Annotated in this window: 6 protein-coding genes and 1 pseudogene; all 7 read right to left on the reverse strand. The window is 37.2% G+C overall.

What is annotated here, in order from left to right; genetic code table 11:
• Window positions 1-122 precede the first annotated feature (122 nt).
• Window positions 123-656 carry a hypothetical protein gene (locus E2R68_RS00535; protein WP_134275550.1) on the reverse strand — a complete coding sequence of 178 codons (534 nt, stop codon included), beginning with the start codon at window positions 654-656 and terminating at the stop codon, window positions 123-125.
• Window positions 653-1243 (reverse strand): OmpA family protein, encoded by a 591-nt coding sequence (locus tag E2R68_RS00540; RefSeq protein WP_166738766.1) that lies wholly within the window; start codon window positions 1241-1243, stop codon window positions 653-655. Before E2R68_RS00540 ends, E2R68_RS00535 begins: the two co-directional genes overlap by 4 nt.
• Window positions 1230-2546, reverse strand: coding sequence for a TolC family outer membrane protein (locus E2R68_RS00545; protein ID WP_134275552.1), 1317 nt, complete (start codon window positions 2544-2546; stop codon window positions 1230-1232). Before E2R68_RS00545 ends, E2R68_RS00540 begins: the two co-directional genes overlap by 14 nt.
• 29 nt (window positions 2547-2575) lie before the next feature.
• Window positions 2576-3892 carry an HlyD family type I secretion periplasmic adaptor subunit gene (locus E2R68_RS00550; protein WP_134275553.1) on the reverse strand — a complete coding sequence of 439 codons (1317 nt, stop codon included), beginning with the start codon at window positions 3890-3892 and terminating at the stop codon, window positions 2576-2578.
• Complete coding sequence (locus tag E2R68_RS00555) at window positions 3892-6138, reverse strand: type I secretion system permease/ATPase (protein WP_134275554.1); 2247 nt, start codon at window positions 6136-6138, stop codon at window positions 3892-3894. Before E2R68_RS00555 ends, E2R68_RS00550 begins: the two co-directional genes overlap by 1 nt.
• Window positions 6138-16910, reverse strand: coding sequence for a T1SS-143 repeat domain-containing protein (locus tag E2R68_RS00560; protein WP_166738767.1), 10773 nt, complete (start codon window positions 16908-16910; stop codon window positions 6138-6140). Before E2R68_RS00560 ends, E2R68_RS00555 begins: the two co-directional genes overlap by 1 nt.
• Before the next feature lie 123 nt (window positions 16911-17033).
• Window positions 17034-17897 (reverse strand): annotated as a pseudogene (locus E2R68_RS00565) (YifB family Mg chelatase-like AAA ATPase); the annotation flags it as partial.
• Between the last annotated feature and the right edge of the window lie 39 nt (window positions 17898-17936).

Raw genomic sequence — 17936 nt, forward strand, 5'->3', positions numbered from 1 at the left:
GCGATTTACTGTCATTGCTATAACTACTGTGATTGATATAAACAACAATAAAGAAAAGGTAGACACAAAAAAGCCCCTAAAAATATAGAGGCTTTCTAAAGACAAATGACAAGAAATTAGCTTTATTTATGTCCCCCCTCATAGACCGCTTCTTGCAAACCTAATTCAACTAAATTTTGTTGATAAATTGCATCAGGGATTGGCATTAACCCTTTATCAGAAAACCAATTTTGTGCATCTTTAATAAAGAAAACACCAATCTTTTGGTTTGTTTCCTCAGATTGAAAATCACTTAAATATAAATACAGTAGAGCGCTTCCATCACGGGTGGAAAATGTTTCCGCTTGTTCTTCTGGTGTTGGATCTTTTTTGTTATTGAATGCAGCAAGAATCAATTGATGTGGGTTACTACCATAACGCTGCTGATAATCAGCCATTTGACTATCATTCCATTTTATATTTGAAATAACAGCAACAGTATCCCCTAAAATCATATCTGCAATAGTATGATTTTCAATCTTAAATTCTACTTCACTATTTCCACTATCCAGACTCGAAAAATCAAGAAAGCTATTATTACCGATAATAACCGGTTCTGCTTGAACAAACTGCAAACTAGCAATCAGTGATAAGCATAAAGTAATTATAATTTTCATTTGTTCTCCGGATCAGATGTATAAATATTCCATGCTTCATCAAATACTTTATCTGTATCAATAAAGACTGCGATAGTACGTCGTTTTCTTAATTTTAAGTGTGATGTAAAAGAAGTTGGTTGGTTAAAAGTTTCCATTTCAACACGACTTTCCTCGACACCTTTACTAATAAGGTAAGATCTTACTGATAGGTTACGACGTTCTGCTAAAGCACTATTGTATTCAAGCGAGCCTTCACCACTTGTATCACCAATAAGTACTAATTTGGTGTCAGGGTTTTGTTTCAACGTTGCCACTGCGCGAATAAGGTCAATCATATTTTCTTCAAGCAGTTCTGAACTATCAAATTTAAAATCAATAGGGAACCAACTAATATTTTTCACATCAGTCCAAAACGCACAACCATCATTATCAACCAATACATTAGGAGGCGTAGTTTCACACAGATCTCGCTGGTTAATAATACCATCTTGATCATAGTCACGTAGATCATCAAATTGATAACGGTCTACTTTCATATTTGCATTTTCAGCACAGCCAGCGAGTAGCAATAAAGAAGTCAGTGTTAATAAATTAATCTTTCTCATTTGTAATGACCTCTTCTTTCCATTGCTCAGGATAAGCAACTCGCATTGCATAATTTAATTGTCCGGTGGCATTTAATAAACGGTAACTTGCTAAACGTTGATTATAAAAAGTATCAATATAATTTTTACGTGCAACAAACAATTCAACTTTTGCGTCTAATACGTCCAATAAACTACGACGATTTAACTTGAACTGCTCTTCATAACCCACTTCAGTTTCTTTCGCTGAGTCTACATTTTGTTCTAACCAAGATAATTGTTGCTCTTGAATTGACCATGCATTCCATGCAAGGCGAACCCCTTCAGTTACTTCTTGTTCTGTTCTGATACGTATTGATCTTGCTTCTTCTTTACGCCAAATAGCCGATTCTTTTTTAGAAACTGTATTACCACCACTATAGATATCATAAGTGAAAGTTAACATCATACGCATGTCGTTATCTCGACCTTCGATACCACCAATATCATCGTTATAATTAGCGTGAAGCTCTAAATTTACATCAGGATAAAAACCGCCAGATTCACGATTAATTTCATAATTTGCCGCTTCTAAATCAGCTAAGGCAACACGAATTTCCGGATTATATTTAATGGCTTTTTGAACAGCATCTTGTTCACTGGTAGGAAGTAAAAAATTATCCGCTTTAGGGGTGATTAAGTTTTCAGGTTTAGTACCAACTAAACGCATAAACTCTACTCGTGTATCCCACAGGTTATTTCTAGCAGCGAGCAATGAAGACTCTGCCGTCGCTACACGAGACTTAATTTGTGCTAAATCAGAGCGACTACTTAGACCTTGTGAACTACGAACTTCAATATCAGCTAATACTTTTTTATGATCATCAACATTACGTTCTGTTAATTGTAATAACTGCTCTGCTTTTAATGTATTGAGATATACTCTTGAAACATCTAATGCGAGGTTTTCTGCATCTGATAATAAATTTAAACGCTCAGACTCAGCTTCAAATGCACGGCGATCAACTTCAGAAACATCTTCAAAACCATTAAATAAATTTTGTGTTACTTTTAAGCCAAGTTCTTTACGCGTTAATTGCTCATCAACTTTCTGACCACTATTATACTGCGTATCTTCGTAGCCTATACCACCATGGATATTAACCGTTGGGTAATAACCACTGGTTGAAGCATCTCGATCACGAACATATGCTTCAAATCGTGCATATTGCTGCTTGATGAGGGGGTTATTGTCAATTGCCTCGGCAATCGACTCCTCTAAAGTTTGAGCGGATAACGACTGACTTAGCATGACGCAAGCCGCTGTTACTAATTTAAAACGCATGTTATTTCCTTATATAAACCTAACGACTACTAGGGTTCTCTTAATGCCGTTGCTTGTGCCCTAAGCAATGGTTTTAACCAATAATTTAGTACTGATTTTTTGCCCGTTTTAATATCAATTGACGCTTGCATCCCAGGAATGATATCAAAACTGGTTTGCTCCTGAGTACTTTCTACATTGACTTTATAATACGTATTGCCCTCTTCATCCTGTAATGCATCAGCACTGATATAAGTTACTTTTCCTTTTTCACCACCATGGATAACAAAGTCATAAGCCGTAAATTTAATTAATGCAGGTAACCCTAGACGTAAATATGCGATATCTTTAGGAGCGATTCGAGTCTCGACAATTAACTTTTCACTATCGGGAACAATCTCCATAATCGACTCGCCTGGTTTAATAACACCACCTAATGTACGACGAGAAATATCTTTTACTTTACCGTTTAATGGAGAATATAATGCAGCACGTTGTAAACGATTTCTTAATGCTGGTTGACTCTCTTCTAATTGTGATAATTGATTACGTGCATCGGTTAATTCTTGTCTAGTATTGGTTCTAAAATTACGAGCCGTATTAACTAAATCGGTAATTGCACCTTGATAAGCAGCGGTTAGCCTTTTTTCATTTAACCTTGAACTACTCAAATCCCCTTCTAAACGAATTTGTTCTCGTTTTAGCTTTAATAACTCAACCTCAGAAACCGCCCCTTTATTAACACTAGACTGTGTCAACTTTATCTCTTTTTGAGATAATTTAACACTTTGCTCTAATGTTCTAGTTTTATTTTTTGCTTCATTAAATGATTGATTTGCTTGCTCTACTTCCTGCGCTTCTAATCGTAGTAATGAAGTTAATTGGCCAATACGCTCGTTGTAGTTTTCTTTAATAATAAGCGCACGTCGTTCACTAAATTCAGAGATATCAATATCAACTGGTCTGATCATAACTTGCTCGCGCCAATTTTTATGCAGAGGTTTAATCACAATACTAGCCAATTCTGCTTCAGCACCTTTAATTAGCATTTCTAAAGCATTGCTTTGTTGTTCACCTTCTAACCAAGCCGCCTTAGAAAAAGTATTATCTAAGGTTGCTAATAACTGCCCTTTTTCTACTACATCACCTTGTTTTACATGTAATTTTTGTAGGATCCCACCTTCTAAGCTTTGAATTTGTTGGATAGAACTAGCAGGGACAACACGACCTTCACCAACCACCACTTCATCAAGTTCAGCCCAATTTGCCCAAACGATAATAGTGATAATTAAGACAAAAAATATCCATACAACATAACGTGATTTTTGCGCTTTAATCTGCTGTTGCCAGTATAAGGAAGTACTCATTATTTGGCATCCTTTACTATCTTGACATTTTTAATACGTGACGGAGCACTCGGTACTTGTCTGGCACTCGCACTTTGTTTTGCTACTGCAGTTTTTTTCTCTTTTAACACTGATTGTATTTCACCATCATTCACTATTTTTCCGTTATCTAACACAATCACTCGATCACAAAGAGCTAACATAGCAGGCTTATGTGACACCATGATCAGTCCCACTTCTTTTGGTAAACTTTTGAGGCCTTTAATCACATCCGATTCTGTTTGTTGATCCATTGCACTGGTTGGCTCATCTAAAAACAATACGTTTACATCACGTAATAAAGCGCGCGCTAAAGCAACGGCTTGTCTTTGCCCTCCAGATAAATTACGACCATTTTCACCTACTTGAGACTCTAAACCAGAATTTAAGCGGGTAGATATACGTGCAACACCAGAAGCTAATAATGCTTGGCTTAATTTATCTTCGGGAATTTTTTGTAATCCCGTACAAATATTTTCTAATACGCTGCCAAAAAATAACTGTGGCTGTTGTGAAACCCAACCTGAGCTTGCTCGCACCACACTTGCAGGCCATAATTTACTATCGATATTATCGTAACTTAATAATCCACTACTTAGTTCAATCTGTTTTGCTAATAATGATAATAAAGTTGATTTACCTGCACCAGACGAGCCAACAATTGCTACCTTTTCACCGGGTTTGATATGTAGAGAGATATCTTTTAATGCTTGCATTTCTTGCTCAGGATAAGTGAAAGTAACATTAGATAATTTAATATCACCAATGAACTCTGTTTTTTCAACGATTTGGTTATCAGATAACTCTTGCTCTAATTCCATCACCGCGTCGAGCCCTTGGATAGATGATTTAGCTTGTTGATAACGTAACATTAGGCCTGAAACTTGGTTAATAGAACTTGCACTACGGCCACTTAACATGACCAGTGCAATCAAGCCCCCCATACTTAAGTTACCCGCCGAAATTTGATAAACACCGGTCACAATCAAACCAATCGTCACCAATTGCTGACTACTTGCCACCAGATGACTCACAATACTGCTTAATGATTTTGAGCGAATATTCCAATCTGCCAAACTGGCTACAGTTTGTTCCCAACGGCGTAAAGCTTGCCCCTCACCATTAATTTGCTTAATTTCCACAAGACTTGATAGATTCTCAATGAGGATTGCTTGACGTTGAGTGGAGTGTTTGCCTGTTTCTTCTAATGCGACTTTAACTTTAGGCTGCACCCATAAACTAACGATAAGTACTAACAACATCACAGCTAATGGGATATACACCATAAATCCACCTAACCATGCCATCAAAGCAATAAACAACAATGTAAAGGGTAAATCCACCAATGTGACTAATGTCGCTGATGTTAAGAACTCACGAACACTATCAAATTCTTGAATTTGTTTACTAAAAGCACCAATTGATTGTGGACGCTGTGATAATTTCATACCTAGGGTTTTTGAAAATAAAATAGATGATAAAGATAAATCAACCTGACGACCGGCACGATCCGTGAGATGTGAACGTGCTTGTTTTAAAATCCAATCAAAAACAACAGCAATTAACGCACCAGAAGCTAAGACCCATAACGAATCAAATGCAGCATTCGGTACGACTCGGTCATAAACATTCATAGTAAAGAGAGGGATCACTAAAGCTAATAGGTTAACTAAAATAGAAGCAACAAATAGATCTCGGTACCAAGGACTAACTTGCTTTAAAGCTTGTCTAAACCAATGTTGGGGGGGATTATCATTACCAAATTCAGAACGTTTATCTAACACATTTTCAGCACTAACTCGCCATAGGACATGCTCTTGTTGTTGGATTTGTTTAATCGTTAAGTTAGTACTTTGGCTATTAACTGATTCAGTTTCTTTGATATTTTTTTGTTCATTATTAACGACTTCTTCAGTTTCAATAATTGTTACTTCTGGTTTAGACATCTCCTGAAAATGTACTCTGTCATTTTCTATTTTAATAATGATATGAGGCCCTGACTCTAATACTAATAAAGCAGGTAAGTCATCTTGGTTTAAATTTTTTATCGCAATTGCTTCACATTCTAAACCTGCATTAGAGAAGGCTCTTGGCAGATATTCAGCCGTTAATTTTCCATCATCAATTGGTAATCCTGCAATTAATTTATGGCGGTGACAGCGTTTATGATAATAATGAGCAAACCATAAAACACTATCGCAATATACATCTTGTTGCACTTTTTCCATTAAACTGATCCTGTAATTAATGTGGTATCAGCTAATAATTTAGATAATATATCGGCATCGCTGACGGCACTGGCATCAGCACCATATAAATCATCAATAGAAGTATTTTCAATAATAATTTGTTGTGTCACCTCTGTTCCAGCACTCTTAATTTCAAGGATTGTATTACCAGAAGATTCATCTAATCCAATCAAGGCATTAATATCACCATCTGCTCGGGCGCTATATAAGTCACTAAGGTCGATGCTATCTGCCCCCACTTCGAAACCATTAATAACATCTATTGCAGGACTTCCTGCACTGCCTTGATCTTCACTATTAAAGACAAATACATCATCTTCACTGGTTGCAAAAAACTCATCAAACGAATTATTTTCAACACTACGGCTTACTGATGAGCTATCAGGTAGTACAGTCACATCTATTGTTTGAGAATTACTACTTACAGTATCTCCATCTAACGTTGCATACGGAGAGATAACTAAGGTGAAATCACCTTCAGTACTTAATCCTTCTATCATTGCATTATCAAGATCATCTTGCAGAACGGTCCAAACACCGTCACTTTCAGTCGCATTGCTAATAGTTGCGCCATCAGGTAAGCCAGTTATTTCTACATACCCATATTCACTTGGGGAGTCAGGATTAATCAATACCAACTCAATAGGTAACGGAGTTTCTTCTCCTATTTCAGTGGTAATTGAAGTGCTATCAAGTGTTAATATTGGCGCATCAACAACGGCAGTGAGATCGAGCGTTGTTGTTACAGTGGATGTTTCGCCAATATCTTCAACTAACTTTCCTCCTACTATTGCACTATCTTTACTCGCGAGTCCTATTTCAATCTCAAAATGACCAAATGCATCTGGGCCCGTTAATAAGTCAAAACCATTTAACTCATTGCTGTCTATTTCTAAAGTTGCAACCCAATAACCACCTACAAAAGTAAATTGAGCCTCTGCATTACCGACTCTAATTCGATCTAAGTCATGCATCGTCGTGCTATCTGAACCATCTGCAATCTTAACGGTTAAAATTAACGTCTCATTAGACTCAGTTTCAGTGCTCATACCTTGAAGGTCAAAATGAGTAACTTGCCCTTCTACTCCAGTCATAGCCTCGGGAACACTAGTAAATACAGCTTTATCACCAACAGGATTGACTTCTAATATAAAGTTTCCTTCGGTTGTCACATAATCTGTTGTTCCTATTTCATGACTAATCACTGAAACTGATAATGGAATATCACCACTAAAATCAAGAGGAGGTCGAATAGATAAAGTCGCTAACTGACTTTCATCAATACTCCATTTATAAGTCGGTTGACCATTAAAAGATCCACCATCAACACCGTTATTAGGCAGGAGTACATAGTTACCCGGTTCACCATATACTAAGACAGATCCCGCGGGGATCCCTGTCAGTTCAATAGACATAGTTTCTGAACCATCTGAATCAATAAACTCAACATTTAATCCAGAAATACTGATGTAAGTATCTTCATCACCGACACTATCTTCAGAAGTGATATTAACCTTATCTGTTACAGGGGTAATATCGACTGTAAAGGAACCTTCTACGGTTTCAGAGGCCGTTAAATCACTATCATAACCGTTAGCTGTATCAACAATTTCAGCACTAAAGTTAATGTCTACAGCCCCAGATACATTTAAAGGGCCTTGATATGAGATTGACTGCAACTGAGTTAAATCGTCAACCTGGTATACACCTGGAGAGGTTTCAGTCAGTACACCATCATCAGCCATTAACGTGCCGCCATCAACGAGGGTAAAGGTTAAACTAATTAAACTTTCTATCCCCTCTCCCGGAAGGTTACTATCAGCAAATACCGTCTCAAGATCTAACGAAGTCATAGTATCTTCTAAGACTTCATTAACATTCACAACTAGGTCTAAGCCATCTACCACAGGGTTAATTTCAAATGCTAAAGTTTGATTTTCAGTTAAGCTATCACCACTATCACTATCTGTTGCAATCGCGGTGATCGGCACTTCAAAAATACCAGCAAAATCTTCATCTAAGCCACTTAAAACTAATGTTGCAAGAGAAGCTTCTGTGAACACATATTGCACTACATTTTTGCCTGTTGAGTCATAATCAACAATCACTCCACTACCCGATATCACACCACCCAGAGGTAAATCACTGGCTAAAATTTTAAAGCTGACAATGTCATTATCATCACCGGCAACGTTTATATTTATTTGTGAGCCTATATCGATCGGGCTATCTTCATCACCTTCGATATAATCTTTTTGTAATGGTTGTATATCACTTGCACTACTATCAGAGCCATCTTCTGTAAAATGTACTTGAATAGTGGTTTCAATCATCTTCTTGTCATCGCCATCAAGCACATGTGCAAATATCTGTATGGTATTACTAAGCAAGGTTGATTGATTATTATAGACAGTGACACCAGTCAATAAATCCATGGCATCCTCGATCACAGAGTCAGAAGTTATTCCGCTCATATCTATTAACCAGCGTCCTTCACCATCATGGATAACGTTCAAGGTAGGATGGGTAACTAACCAATCATCAGCATTTGGTACTTGGATAACAACATAATCAATATGCTCAGATCCATCATTATCTTGGTCATAAAATAAGACCAAACCATCTAAAGAGATAGCACTTCCATCGGAGCTAACTTGAGTTGCTTTTGTCCCTTCTATACGGGTAATATCTTCAATCGTTTCATTTTCAGGGGAGGTTAAATCTTCTACTTTTGCACTCACTTCAATTGTCGCTTGATCAGAAAATGAACTGGTCGATGTTTCACCCGTTTCAGAAGTATCAGTGATCTCATAAGTGATATCGTAGTTAAAAGTTCCACTACCATCAATTGGAGGTTTAATTGCAAATCGACCACTATCTAATAAGGATTCTAACGTTGAGTTTGTTGTGTCTAGATAATGACTCAAATCCACTGGAGTCGTAATTTCAGCACCATCAAAATATAAAGTGAGTCCCGTGCTAGCAAGCCCTTCAATGGTGAAAGCAGATAATTGTTCACTACCATCACTATCACTTAAGCTATCCGGATATAAATATAATTGGATCAAGGTATCTTCTTCACCTTTATCCAGCAGATTAATATCAGATTCACTTGTATCAACAACAGGCAATATATCCATTTCAACTGTCATTGAAAATAAGTCATCATCTGAAGAGCCATCAGGTCGTGCATCACCATCGGCTTCGGTAATGATGCTATCGATATTAAAACTCACTTTGCCACTAAAATCCGCAAGTGGTTTTAGATTTAAATTTTGTAAGTCTGCCAAACTGATTTGATAAATTGGATTACCATTACCATCAAAACCTGAAATTTCAAGATCAACATTATTACCATCAGCATCAACAAATAAGAAACCTTGCGGAAGATTAGATAATAGAAGGTTAATACTTTCAGAGCCATCTTGATCAACAGTCGTGATAGCAATATCTAATGAAATAAGGTTATCTTCATATAGCGCTGCAGCATTAGATATTATTTGTGTATCACTATCAAAATCCCAGCCTCCACCAGGTGTCACTATTGGTGTATCTACCACACCTTTGACAATCACTTCGAATGTTTTTTCATTTGAATGATTAGTTTCAAAGCCAGGTGCAGGATCTTGTCCATCTTGCGTACTTTCAGTTGAAATAGCTTGTGCTTTTATCTCAAAGGTACCTGTTTCAGAACTTACATTAGGCGCAGGTAATAAACCTACTTCACCGGCAGAAACATCTTCACCGATGACACGATAAATACCCATTTCAGCATCAATAACAGTGACAACAGCATCTGAACCATCAATTGCAACAACGCTCCAACCATCAGGAACCGTGATCAAATAACTTAATGTTTCACTACCATCGGTATCAGTTAATTGTCCATTAATTGCTTGATTAAGTAAGATTATTTCATCTTCATAACCTTTTGCATCAAATACAGCTAATGTTGGAGCATCTGCAACAGGTTGAACATTGAAGACAACTGTTTTTGTTTCCCCATCTTGAGTATCGTTGTTCTCTTTTTCAGTCGCAGTAGGTGTGACATCAAATGTAAAAGTACCTGCGATATTAGGCGCGACAACAATTTCAATAAGAGCAATATCTTCAGCTGATAACGTATCTCCAGTGATGATTTCTGTGCCATTAAGAAATAGCGTTAACCCTTCGTCTATGTTTCCTATCTGATACGTTAATACCTCAGAACCATCATTATCAAATAAGTCAGCATTGATGTTAATACTCTGCTGCTCGTCATCTTCTAATAAACTATATTCAAAAGTTGAATCAACAGTATCCCAAATAGGTGCATCAGCAAGCGATGTCACACTGATATCAATAGTATTAGAGATAGTTTCAGTAATACGATCAGCACCTGCATCTTTACTAACTAAAGCATCAATATCTAATGCTACTGATTGCGTTTCATTAGATGAATTTAATAACGGAGCGAAGATTAAATCACCATTAGGTACATAAACACCAGTTGCATCTTCTTTAAAGAAACTACCATCTAAAACATAATCACCATCAGCATTTGTTGATAATAGAACGCCATTAAAAGTTAATACTCCCCCTAATAAACTCGCTGCTTTGAATACAACTTTCTCAAGTGCTTCATTATTATCTACATCACCAACATATACTTTTAAAGCTAATATTTGCGGATGATCTTCCGTTAGTGATGTATTTGCGATGGTGATATCACCCATTGCATCTGCGATACCAACTATAAGATTACTTTCAGCGGTATCACCGTCACCATCTGTTATGGTGTAAACGATATCACCTAAAGAACCTAGTCCATCAACTAGTGTTTCATTGGTAGTTAAGTTGCCTGTACCATCAGCATTTATTAATAAGGAACCGTAGTTAGTTTCACCAATAATGATTTCAGTCTTTTCACCAACGACCACCTCCGTAATAAAATCTCCATTTTTATCAAAAACAGCGATATAAGTGATGGTGCCTCCATCGGCTCCCGCTTCATTGTTTGCTAAGAGTGCTAAATCATGTGATGAGCCTTCTTCCACCAAAATAAAGGTTGAATTTGATTCTGGCACATCATCTACAATATTTAAGGTAATATTATTAGCGCCTGATTCAGTGACATCACCATCAGCATCAACAGCTTGCACATCAATATTAATTTGTAATGTATCATCCCCTTCATCAGGGTGATCAAGTACACCTAATAATTGAGTATTAATGGTGCCATCAAGATTAAATCGAACTTTAAATACCGATCCTTCACTACTTCTCGCAATCCACCAACCGTTATCATTAGCTTGAGCTGCAAAAGTAATTGGGTTGCCATTACTGGTAATGCCAGGAATTTCTTGCCCGGCTAATATTGGTTCAACTGAAACAACCTGATCACTACCTTCTATTAAGTCGTAGTTCGTTTTATCGCTGTCATGTTCATCATTCAGTGTTGCATTTTCATCTAAGTAAATTTCTTCTGTAATATCTAAACTAGGTAATTCACCATCGAAAACAACGGCATCAATGTCATGATCTATAGTAGAATAATCAGAATCAGTAACAACTAAAGGTAGACGAATAGTTAATTGTTCATCATATAAATCTTTATCGTGATCAACTGGGCCAACGAGAGTAAGCGTTAAATCAATATTTTCAGACTCTCCTGCTTCAATAAATAAACTATCCGGTAACAGCAATGTGAAAACAACGGTTCCATCTGCCAGAACACCTTTGTAATCACCATTACCGTTATCTTGCCATAATACAGCTTGACCATTTTGAGTAACTTCAGTGCCATCACTTAAAGTAACTGCATCACCATTTTTAACGTTCAGTGTTAATGATGTAACAGGATCTTTGTCAGCGGTAATTGAAATAACAATACTATCATTAGCGGTTATTTCTGTTGCAGTGCTAGGTGCTTTTGGTGTTTCTGAAACGGTGAAACCATCACCTGTAATGATTGCCTCACCACTATCTGCAATATTAACAATAAGAGATTGATCGGTAATATCATTATCACCATCTGTGACAGTAACAGTAAATGGAACATCAAGACTATCAATATGATGACCATCAGGGTCTATCTGGTCAATCGCATGGTACAAAGTAATATCGTAACCAAGTCCACTTTGACTTTGCTCCGCTAATGTCCCCGTTAATGCAACTTCAAAAATAAGTACATCATTTGGAGTTGTGCCAGTGAAACCTTCTAATACATCACCATTTAATCGATATTGAACTGTTTCGCCTGCAGCAGTTAAATCAGGTTGTTTAGTAACATCAAAAGCAATAGAAACAGTATTATCACTACCTGGAGTAACTTCTAATAAACCACTACCTTGTACAGGTCCATTGCTTAAATCAACTTCATCAATAGCAATTTGTTGTGTATTTTCTATGCTTGCATTATTACCATCATCGATAGTCCAATCAATAATACCAGTAGAAGTATCTGTACCATCACTATCGGTTGCTAATACACCAACACTAATAGTTAATTCATCGCTTGTTATATGATCTAATGGTAAGTGCTGTTCAAAGTTTAAAGTGCCAGTTAGGTCCGCTCCATTTTCAATAGCAGAAACGGTTAAAGTAAAGATAATTTCATTACCACTGTTACTACCTATTATCTGTGTATTATCATCATTAATGGTAAAGATGATCTCAGCTCCATTACTGCTTAGACCTAATCCATTTAAAAAATCAACACTAGCAACATCAAAGCGAATACTATTAGCAACAAGATCATCAGATCCTGCATTAACAGTAAAAGTATGAATAAATTCAGTGATTTTTGTTACATCAGGTTCAATATGACTTTCGACCTGTGCATCAATTGTTCCTGCATCACCATCTGTAATAGTGATCGTGACAGGAGCTGAATCGATATCCCCATCTAAATCAATAATAGAATATTCAAATTCAAGTTTTTGCTCTATTGTATTATTCAAATTATGAGCAGCCACAAACGTCCAACTACCATCAAGGCTTACAGTTAATTTACCTTTATTTGTATCAAATACAGCATCTTCACCTGAACTAACTTCTACAGTAACACCTTCAAAAGTTACCGAATGAACAACGGGGTCTCCATCAATTGCAGTATCATTAGTTAATAGACTTCCGGTTGTTGTTTCTGCTTCAACAGCTTGATACGTATCTGCAAGTGCAATAGGCTGCGAATCAATAACTTCAAAAACAAGCGGCATAACTGATGTTTCAGTTGTGCCATCATCATCTGTTTGCACAGCCTTAATAAATAATTCTGTAATTAATGAATCGCTATCAACAGCATGATCTAATGGTGCAAACATAGAGATATGTACGGAAGTTCCATTACTATCAATAACAGCATTAAACACCAATTGCCCGTCACTTGAACGGTAAACATCAATACTTAATCCATCATCAGATATTCGGCTGAAAACACTTTGTCCTTCAGAGGTAATATTTTCTAATTGAGGTTGTTCTTCTGAAAAAGAGATATCTGTATTAGGACTATTAATTTCTAGTGCAACTTCACCTGCGACAGCACGATCAACAAGATCATCCTCAGCAAAGGTGATCTGATCTAGAATATTAAGATCAGGCATTGAATCACTTACTTCATTCCCAGCAAGATCGGCTACCGACACCGTCAAATCCCATACTTTGGTATTATCTAGAGAGTCGATATCTATGTTATCAACTAACCAGCGCCCCTCTCCACCAACAAAACCAGTGAAACTAACAGAGTCAACTCCATCAGAAATAGTAACAGTGACTTCTTGTCCTTCTTCTGCGGAAGTTGTTCCACCGATTGAAGTATGGTTTCCATTCATAAAATCGAAAGTATTAAAGCCTTCATAAGGGCTAGGAAAACCATTATTGGTATCAGTATCTATATCAATCGTTAATTCCGTATCTTTAACGGCATTATCTGTTGCGATTGCAACATTTCCCACATCATCAATAACTTCAGCAGAGACTTCAATTTGGCCTTCAACGAACCCAGATAGATCTAATACAGGATCAACAACAAACTCTCCATTAACAACGATTGCAGTGACAATTAATTCATTCGTTGATTGATCTGTGATGGTTAAAGTAACAGTTTGCCCATCTTCTATATTGAAAACACTTCCTTTAATAGTAACAGTACTTATTTCATTACTATTTAAAAACTTATCCTCACCAGATATAATTTCAACATCAACTGACGCTAATGTGTCTTTTGAAACGGTCTCTTCAGCAGAGGTTGAATTGCCAGCTAAATCACTCACTGTGGCAGTTGCAGTAATATTATCAACGCCCTCAGCTAATGAACTTAAATCAACACTAGGTAAAATCCATATTCCATTATTAACCATGGCAGTTTGCGTTATTTTGCCACCCGCGTCATCAACAATAACAACATTAACCATTCTACCGTCTTCAACATTAGCAGCAGTACCACTTATTTCGGCACCTTCACTTTCCACTTTATTAATGACATTATCATCAAAGTTTCCATCAGTTTTGATGTCAATGGTAACCGAAGCTTCAGTGTCTTTAATGACCTCTGTCGTATTCATAGCAGGATTACCCGCCACATCACTTGCTGTCGCCGTAAAGCTTAATTCACCTTCTGATAAACCAGATAAGTCTTCACTATCAACTGACCAAGCACCGCCCACAACCGTTGCAGTAAAGCTTAAGGTGGCCGTGCCATCAGTCACGTCAACAGTGACGGTTTGACCATCTTCGATATTAGCAACCGTACCAAAGATATGCGTGCTCACCACTTCGGCATTATTTAGCGTACTGTCATCACCACTATCCACTGCGATGGTAATTGACGCTTCAGTGTCTTTAATGACCTCTGTCGTATTCATAGCAGGATTACCCGCCACATCACTTGCTGTCGCCGTAAAGCTTAATTCACCTTCTGATAAACCAGATAAGTCTTCACTATCAACTGACCAAGCACCGCCCACAACCGTTGCAGTAAAGCTTAAGGTGGCCGTGCCATCAGTCACGTCAACAGTGACGGTTTGACCATCTTCGATATTAGCAACCGTACCAAAGATATGCGTGCTCACCACTTCGGCATTATTTAGCGTACTGTCATCACCACTATCCACTGCGATGGTAATTGACGCTAAGGTATCTTTAGTTGTGTCATCAGATGATGTTGCTGTATTGCCCACAGAATCAGTAGTCTCAGCCGTCACTGTTAATTTCCCTTCAGCTAAAGAAGATAAATTTTCAGTGATGCTAAACAGATTTCCATCAACCTTAGTAGTAAAGGTTAAGCTTTTACCTTCACTATCCGTGACAGTTAATACAATATCTTGACCATCATCTACTTTAAAAGATATGCCACGAATAGTCGTAGCAACAACTTCTTCAGCATTAATAAAAGTATCGCCATTTTCTGCAAAACGAACCACAATAAAAGCAGACAGATCAACATCAATATTGTTTGTTACTGTTGCAGGATTTCCAGCTTGATCACTTACACTAGCTGTGACTGTTAATGACCCATTATGGACACCTGTAAGATCAACATCCGAGATACTATATTGACCATTTTCGACCACAGCGGTGACCGTTTTGCTATAACCTTTTTCATCAGTACTTATTAAAGTAACAACTTGCCCATCTTCAACCCCCGTTACCGTGCCAGAGAAAGTAACATCAGTGACTTCCTGACCATTTAACCATTCGTCATCACCACTATCGATAACAAGCTCAATTTCAGCTAAGGTATCTTTTAAAATAGAGACCTGAGAAGTCGCAACATTACCAGCAACATCATAAACAGTCGCAACAGCAGTTAACTCCCCATCGCTAAAAATACTTAAATCATTATCAGGTAGTTGCCATTGACCATTTACTATAGAGGTTGTTAACTTAGCTGTTTTTCCTGTTGAATCAGTAACAGAGACGGTAACTATTTGTCCATCTTCAACATTATTTACCGTACCAGATAGCGTCTCATCAAGAGATTCGGCTTGATTAATAACATTATCATTTTCTTGTTCATCAAAACGTATATCAATATCAGCTAATGTATCGATATTGCTATCTGTTTCAGCAGAAATTGTATTTTCATAAAAATCGGTGATCACCGCTCCAGCAGTGATAGGGCCTTGACTAAGAGAAGCTAAATCTGCAGGTTCTAAAGTCCATTCGTTATTTGTGACAATAGCAACAAAGGTCAGACTATTACCGAATTGATCTGTAACGGTAACATGTACTTCACGATCATCATCAACATCAATTGTAGTTCCATGAATGAGAATACTATTAACTTCGAATTGATTGATTGTATTGTCACTACCATCTTCAATTAAGATAGTAATTTGGGCATCATTTGATAAGCGAGCAGGTAAATGGTTTTCATCGGCTGTATCATCACTTTGCTCTTCAATAAAACCTCGAGATTGATAACCTGCTCGTGCTAATGCCGAGGCTTCATCACTATGGATACGGGCAGCAAACCCTAATCCACCATCGCTTTCTATTGTTGGGAAGGTATTATCATCAGAAGGAGTTGATCGGCTATCAAAGGGATCGGCAGCTTCAAGCTGAGCTTGATCTACTACAATAGTTTTACCTTTGTAGGTGAAGGTTGCATCACCTGCAATATTTTCGGTAACAATATCAGCTAGATTTCGAATAAAGGGAATTTCAATTGAAGCAGGCAATGGATCTACAACAGCAAGCCAAGAACCATCCTCTGTAATAGCCCAAATTTTCCCTTCTAATTCAACATACAACATAATTGGACTTGCCATAGTTATTACCATTCCCTTATCAATTCTATAACAACTAACTTAACAAAAAAGTAACATGAAAAGAACTATTTAACGACAATAAATAATAATAAACCTGAAAAAATGAGGGATATATAAACGTTCTTAATTAAAACTATTTAATAAACGATCTATTGCTCGATATGTTAATGCTTCGCACAGATGTGCTTTTAAAATATTAGGCTCAGATTTTAAATCAGCAATACTTCTCGCCACCTTTAACAAACTATGCCAAGCACGGATTGACAAGCCCATTTGTTCAATTGCTTGCTCTAAAAAAAGAGCATCCGATGCACTTAAAATACAAAATAGATTAATCTCTTGGCTAGATAAGTAATGATTTAATTTACCTTGTCTTTTTAATTGAATATCACGCGCCTTTAGTACTCGCTTTTTAATGTCAGCACTTTTTTCGGCTAAATTATCTTTACCTTGCTGTGATGCTGAAAGCATACCTTTAGGCAATAAAGGCACCATAATAGAAAGTGCAAAGCGATCTAAAAAAGGGCCTGATAAACGATTTAAATAACGTAAAATCTGATCTGGTGTACTACGACAAAGTTGTCCTGAAATATGCCCACATGGGCTTGGGTTCATTGCTGCAATTAATTGAAAATGAGCTGGGAAAGTCACTTGATTGGCAGCCCTAGAAATAGTGACATGATGATTTTCCATTGGCTGACGTAAACTATCTAGAACTTGCCTTGGAAATTCAGTTAACTCGTCTAAGAACAAAACACCATGATGTGATAATGAAATTTCTCCCGGTTTAGGTTTTCCTCCACCACCAACCAAGGCAACAGCAGAAGCACTATGGTGTGGTGCTCGATAAGGAGGAGTAAACCAGTTTTCTCGTTGTTTTCCACACACAGAATAAACTGCAGCCGTTTGTAATGCTTGTTGTTCTTCTAAGTTAGGTAGCAAAGTCATAAAACGCTCAGCTAACATACTTTTACCTGTTCCTGGAGGACCAACTAATAACTAGTTATGCTATAATCACCACAACAC

The organism is Psychromonas algarum (assembly GCF_004376845.1).
Classification (GTDB): domain Bacteria; phylum Pseudomonadota; class Gammaproteobacteria; order Enterobacterales; family Psychromonadaceae; genus Psychromonas.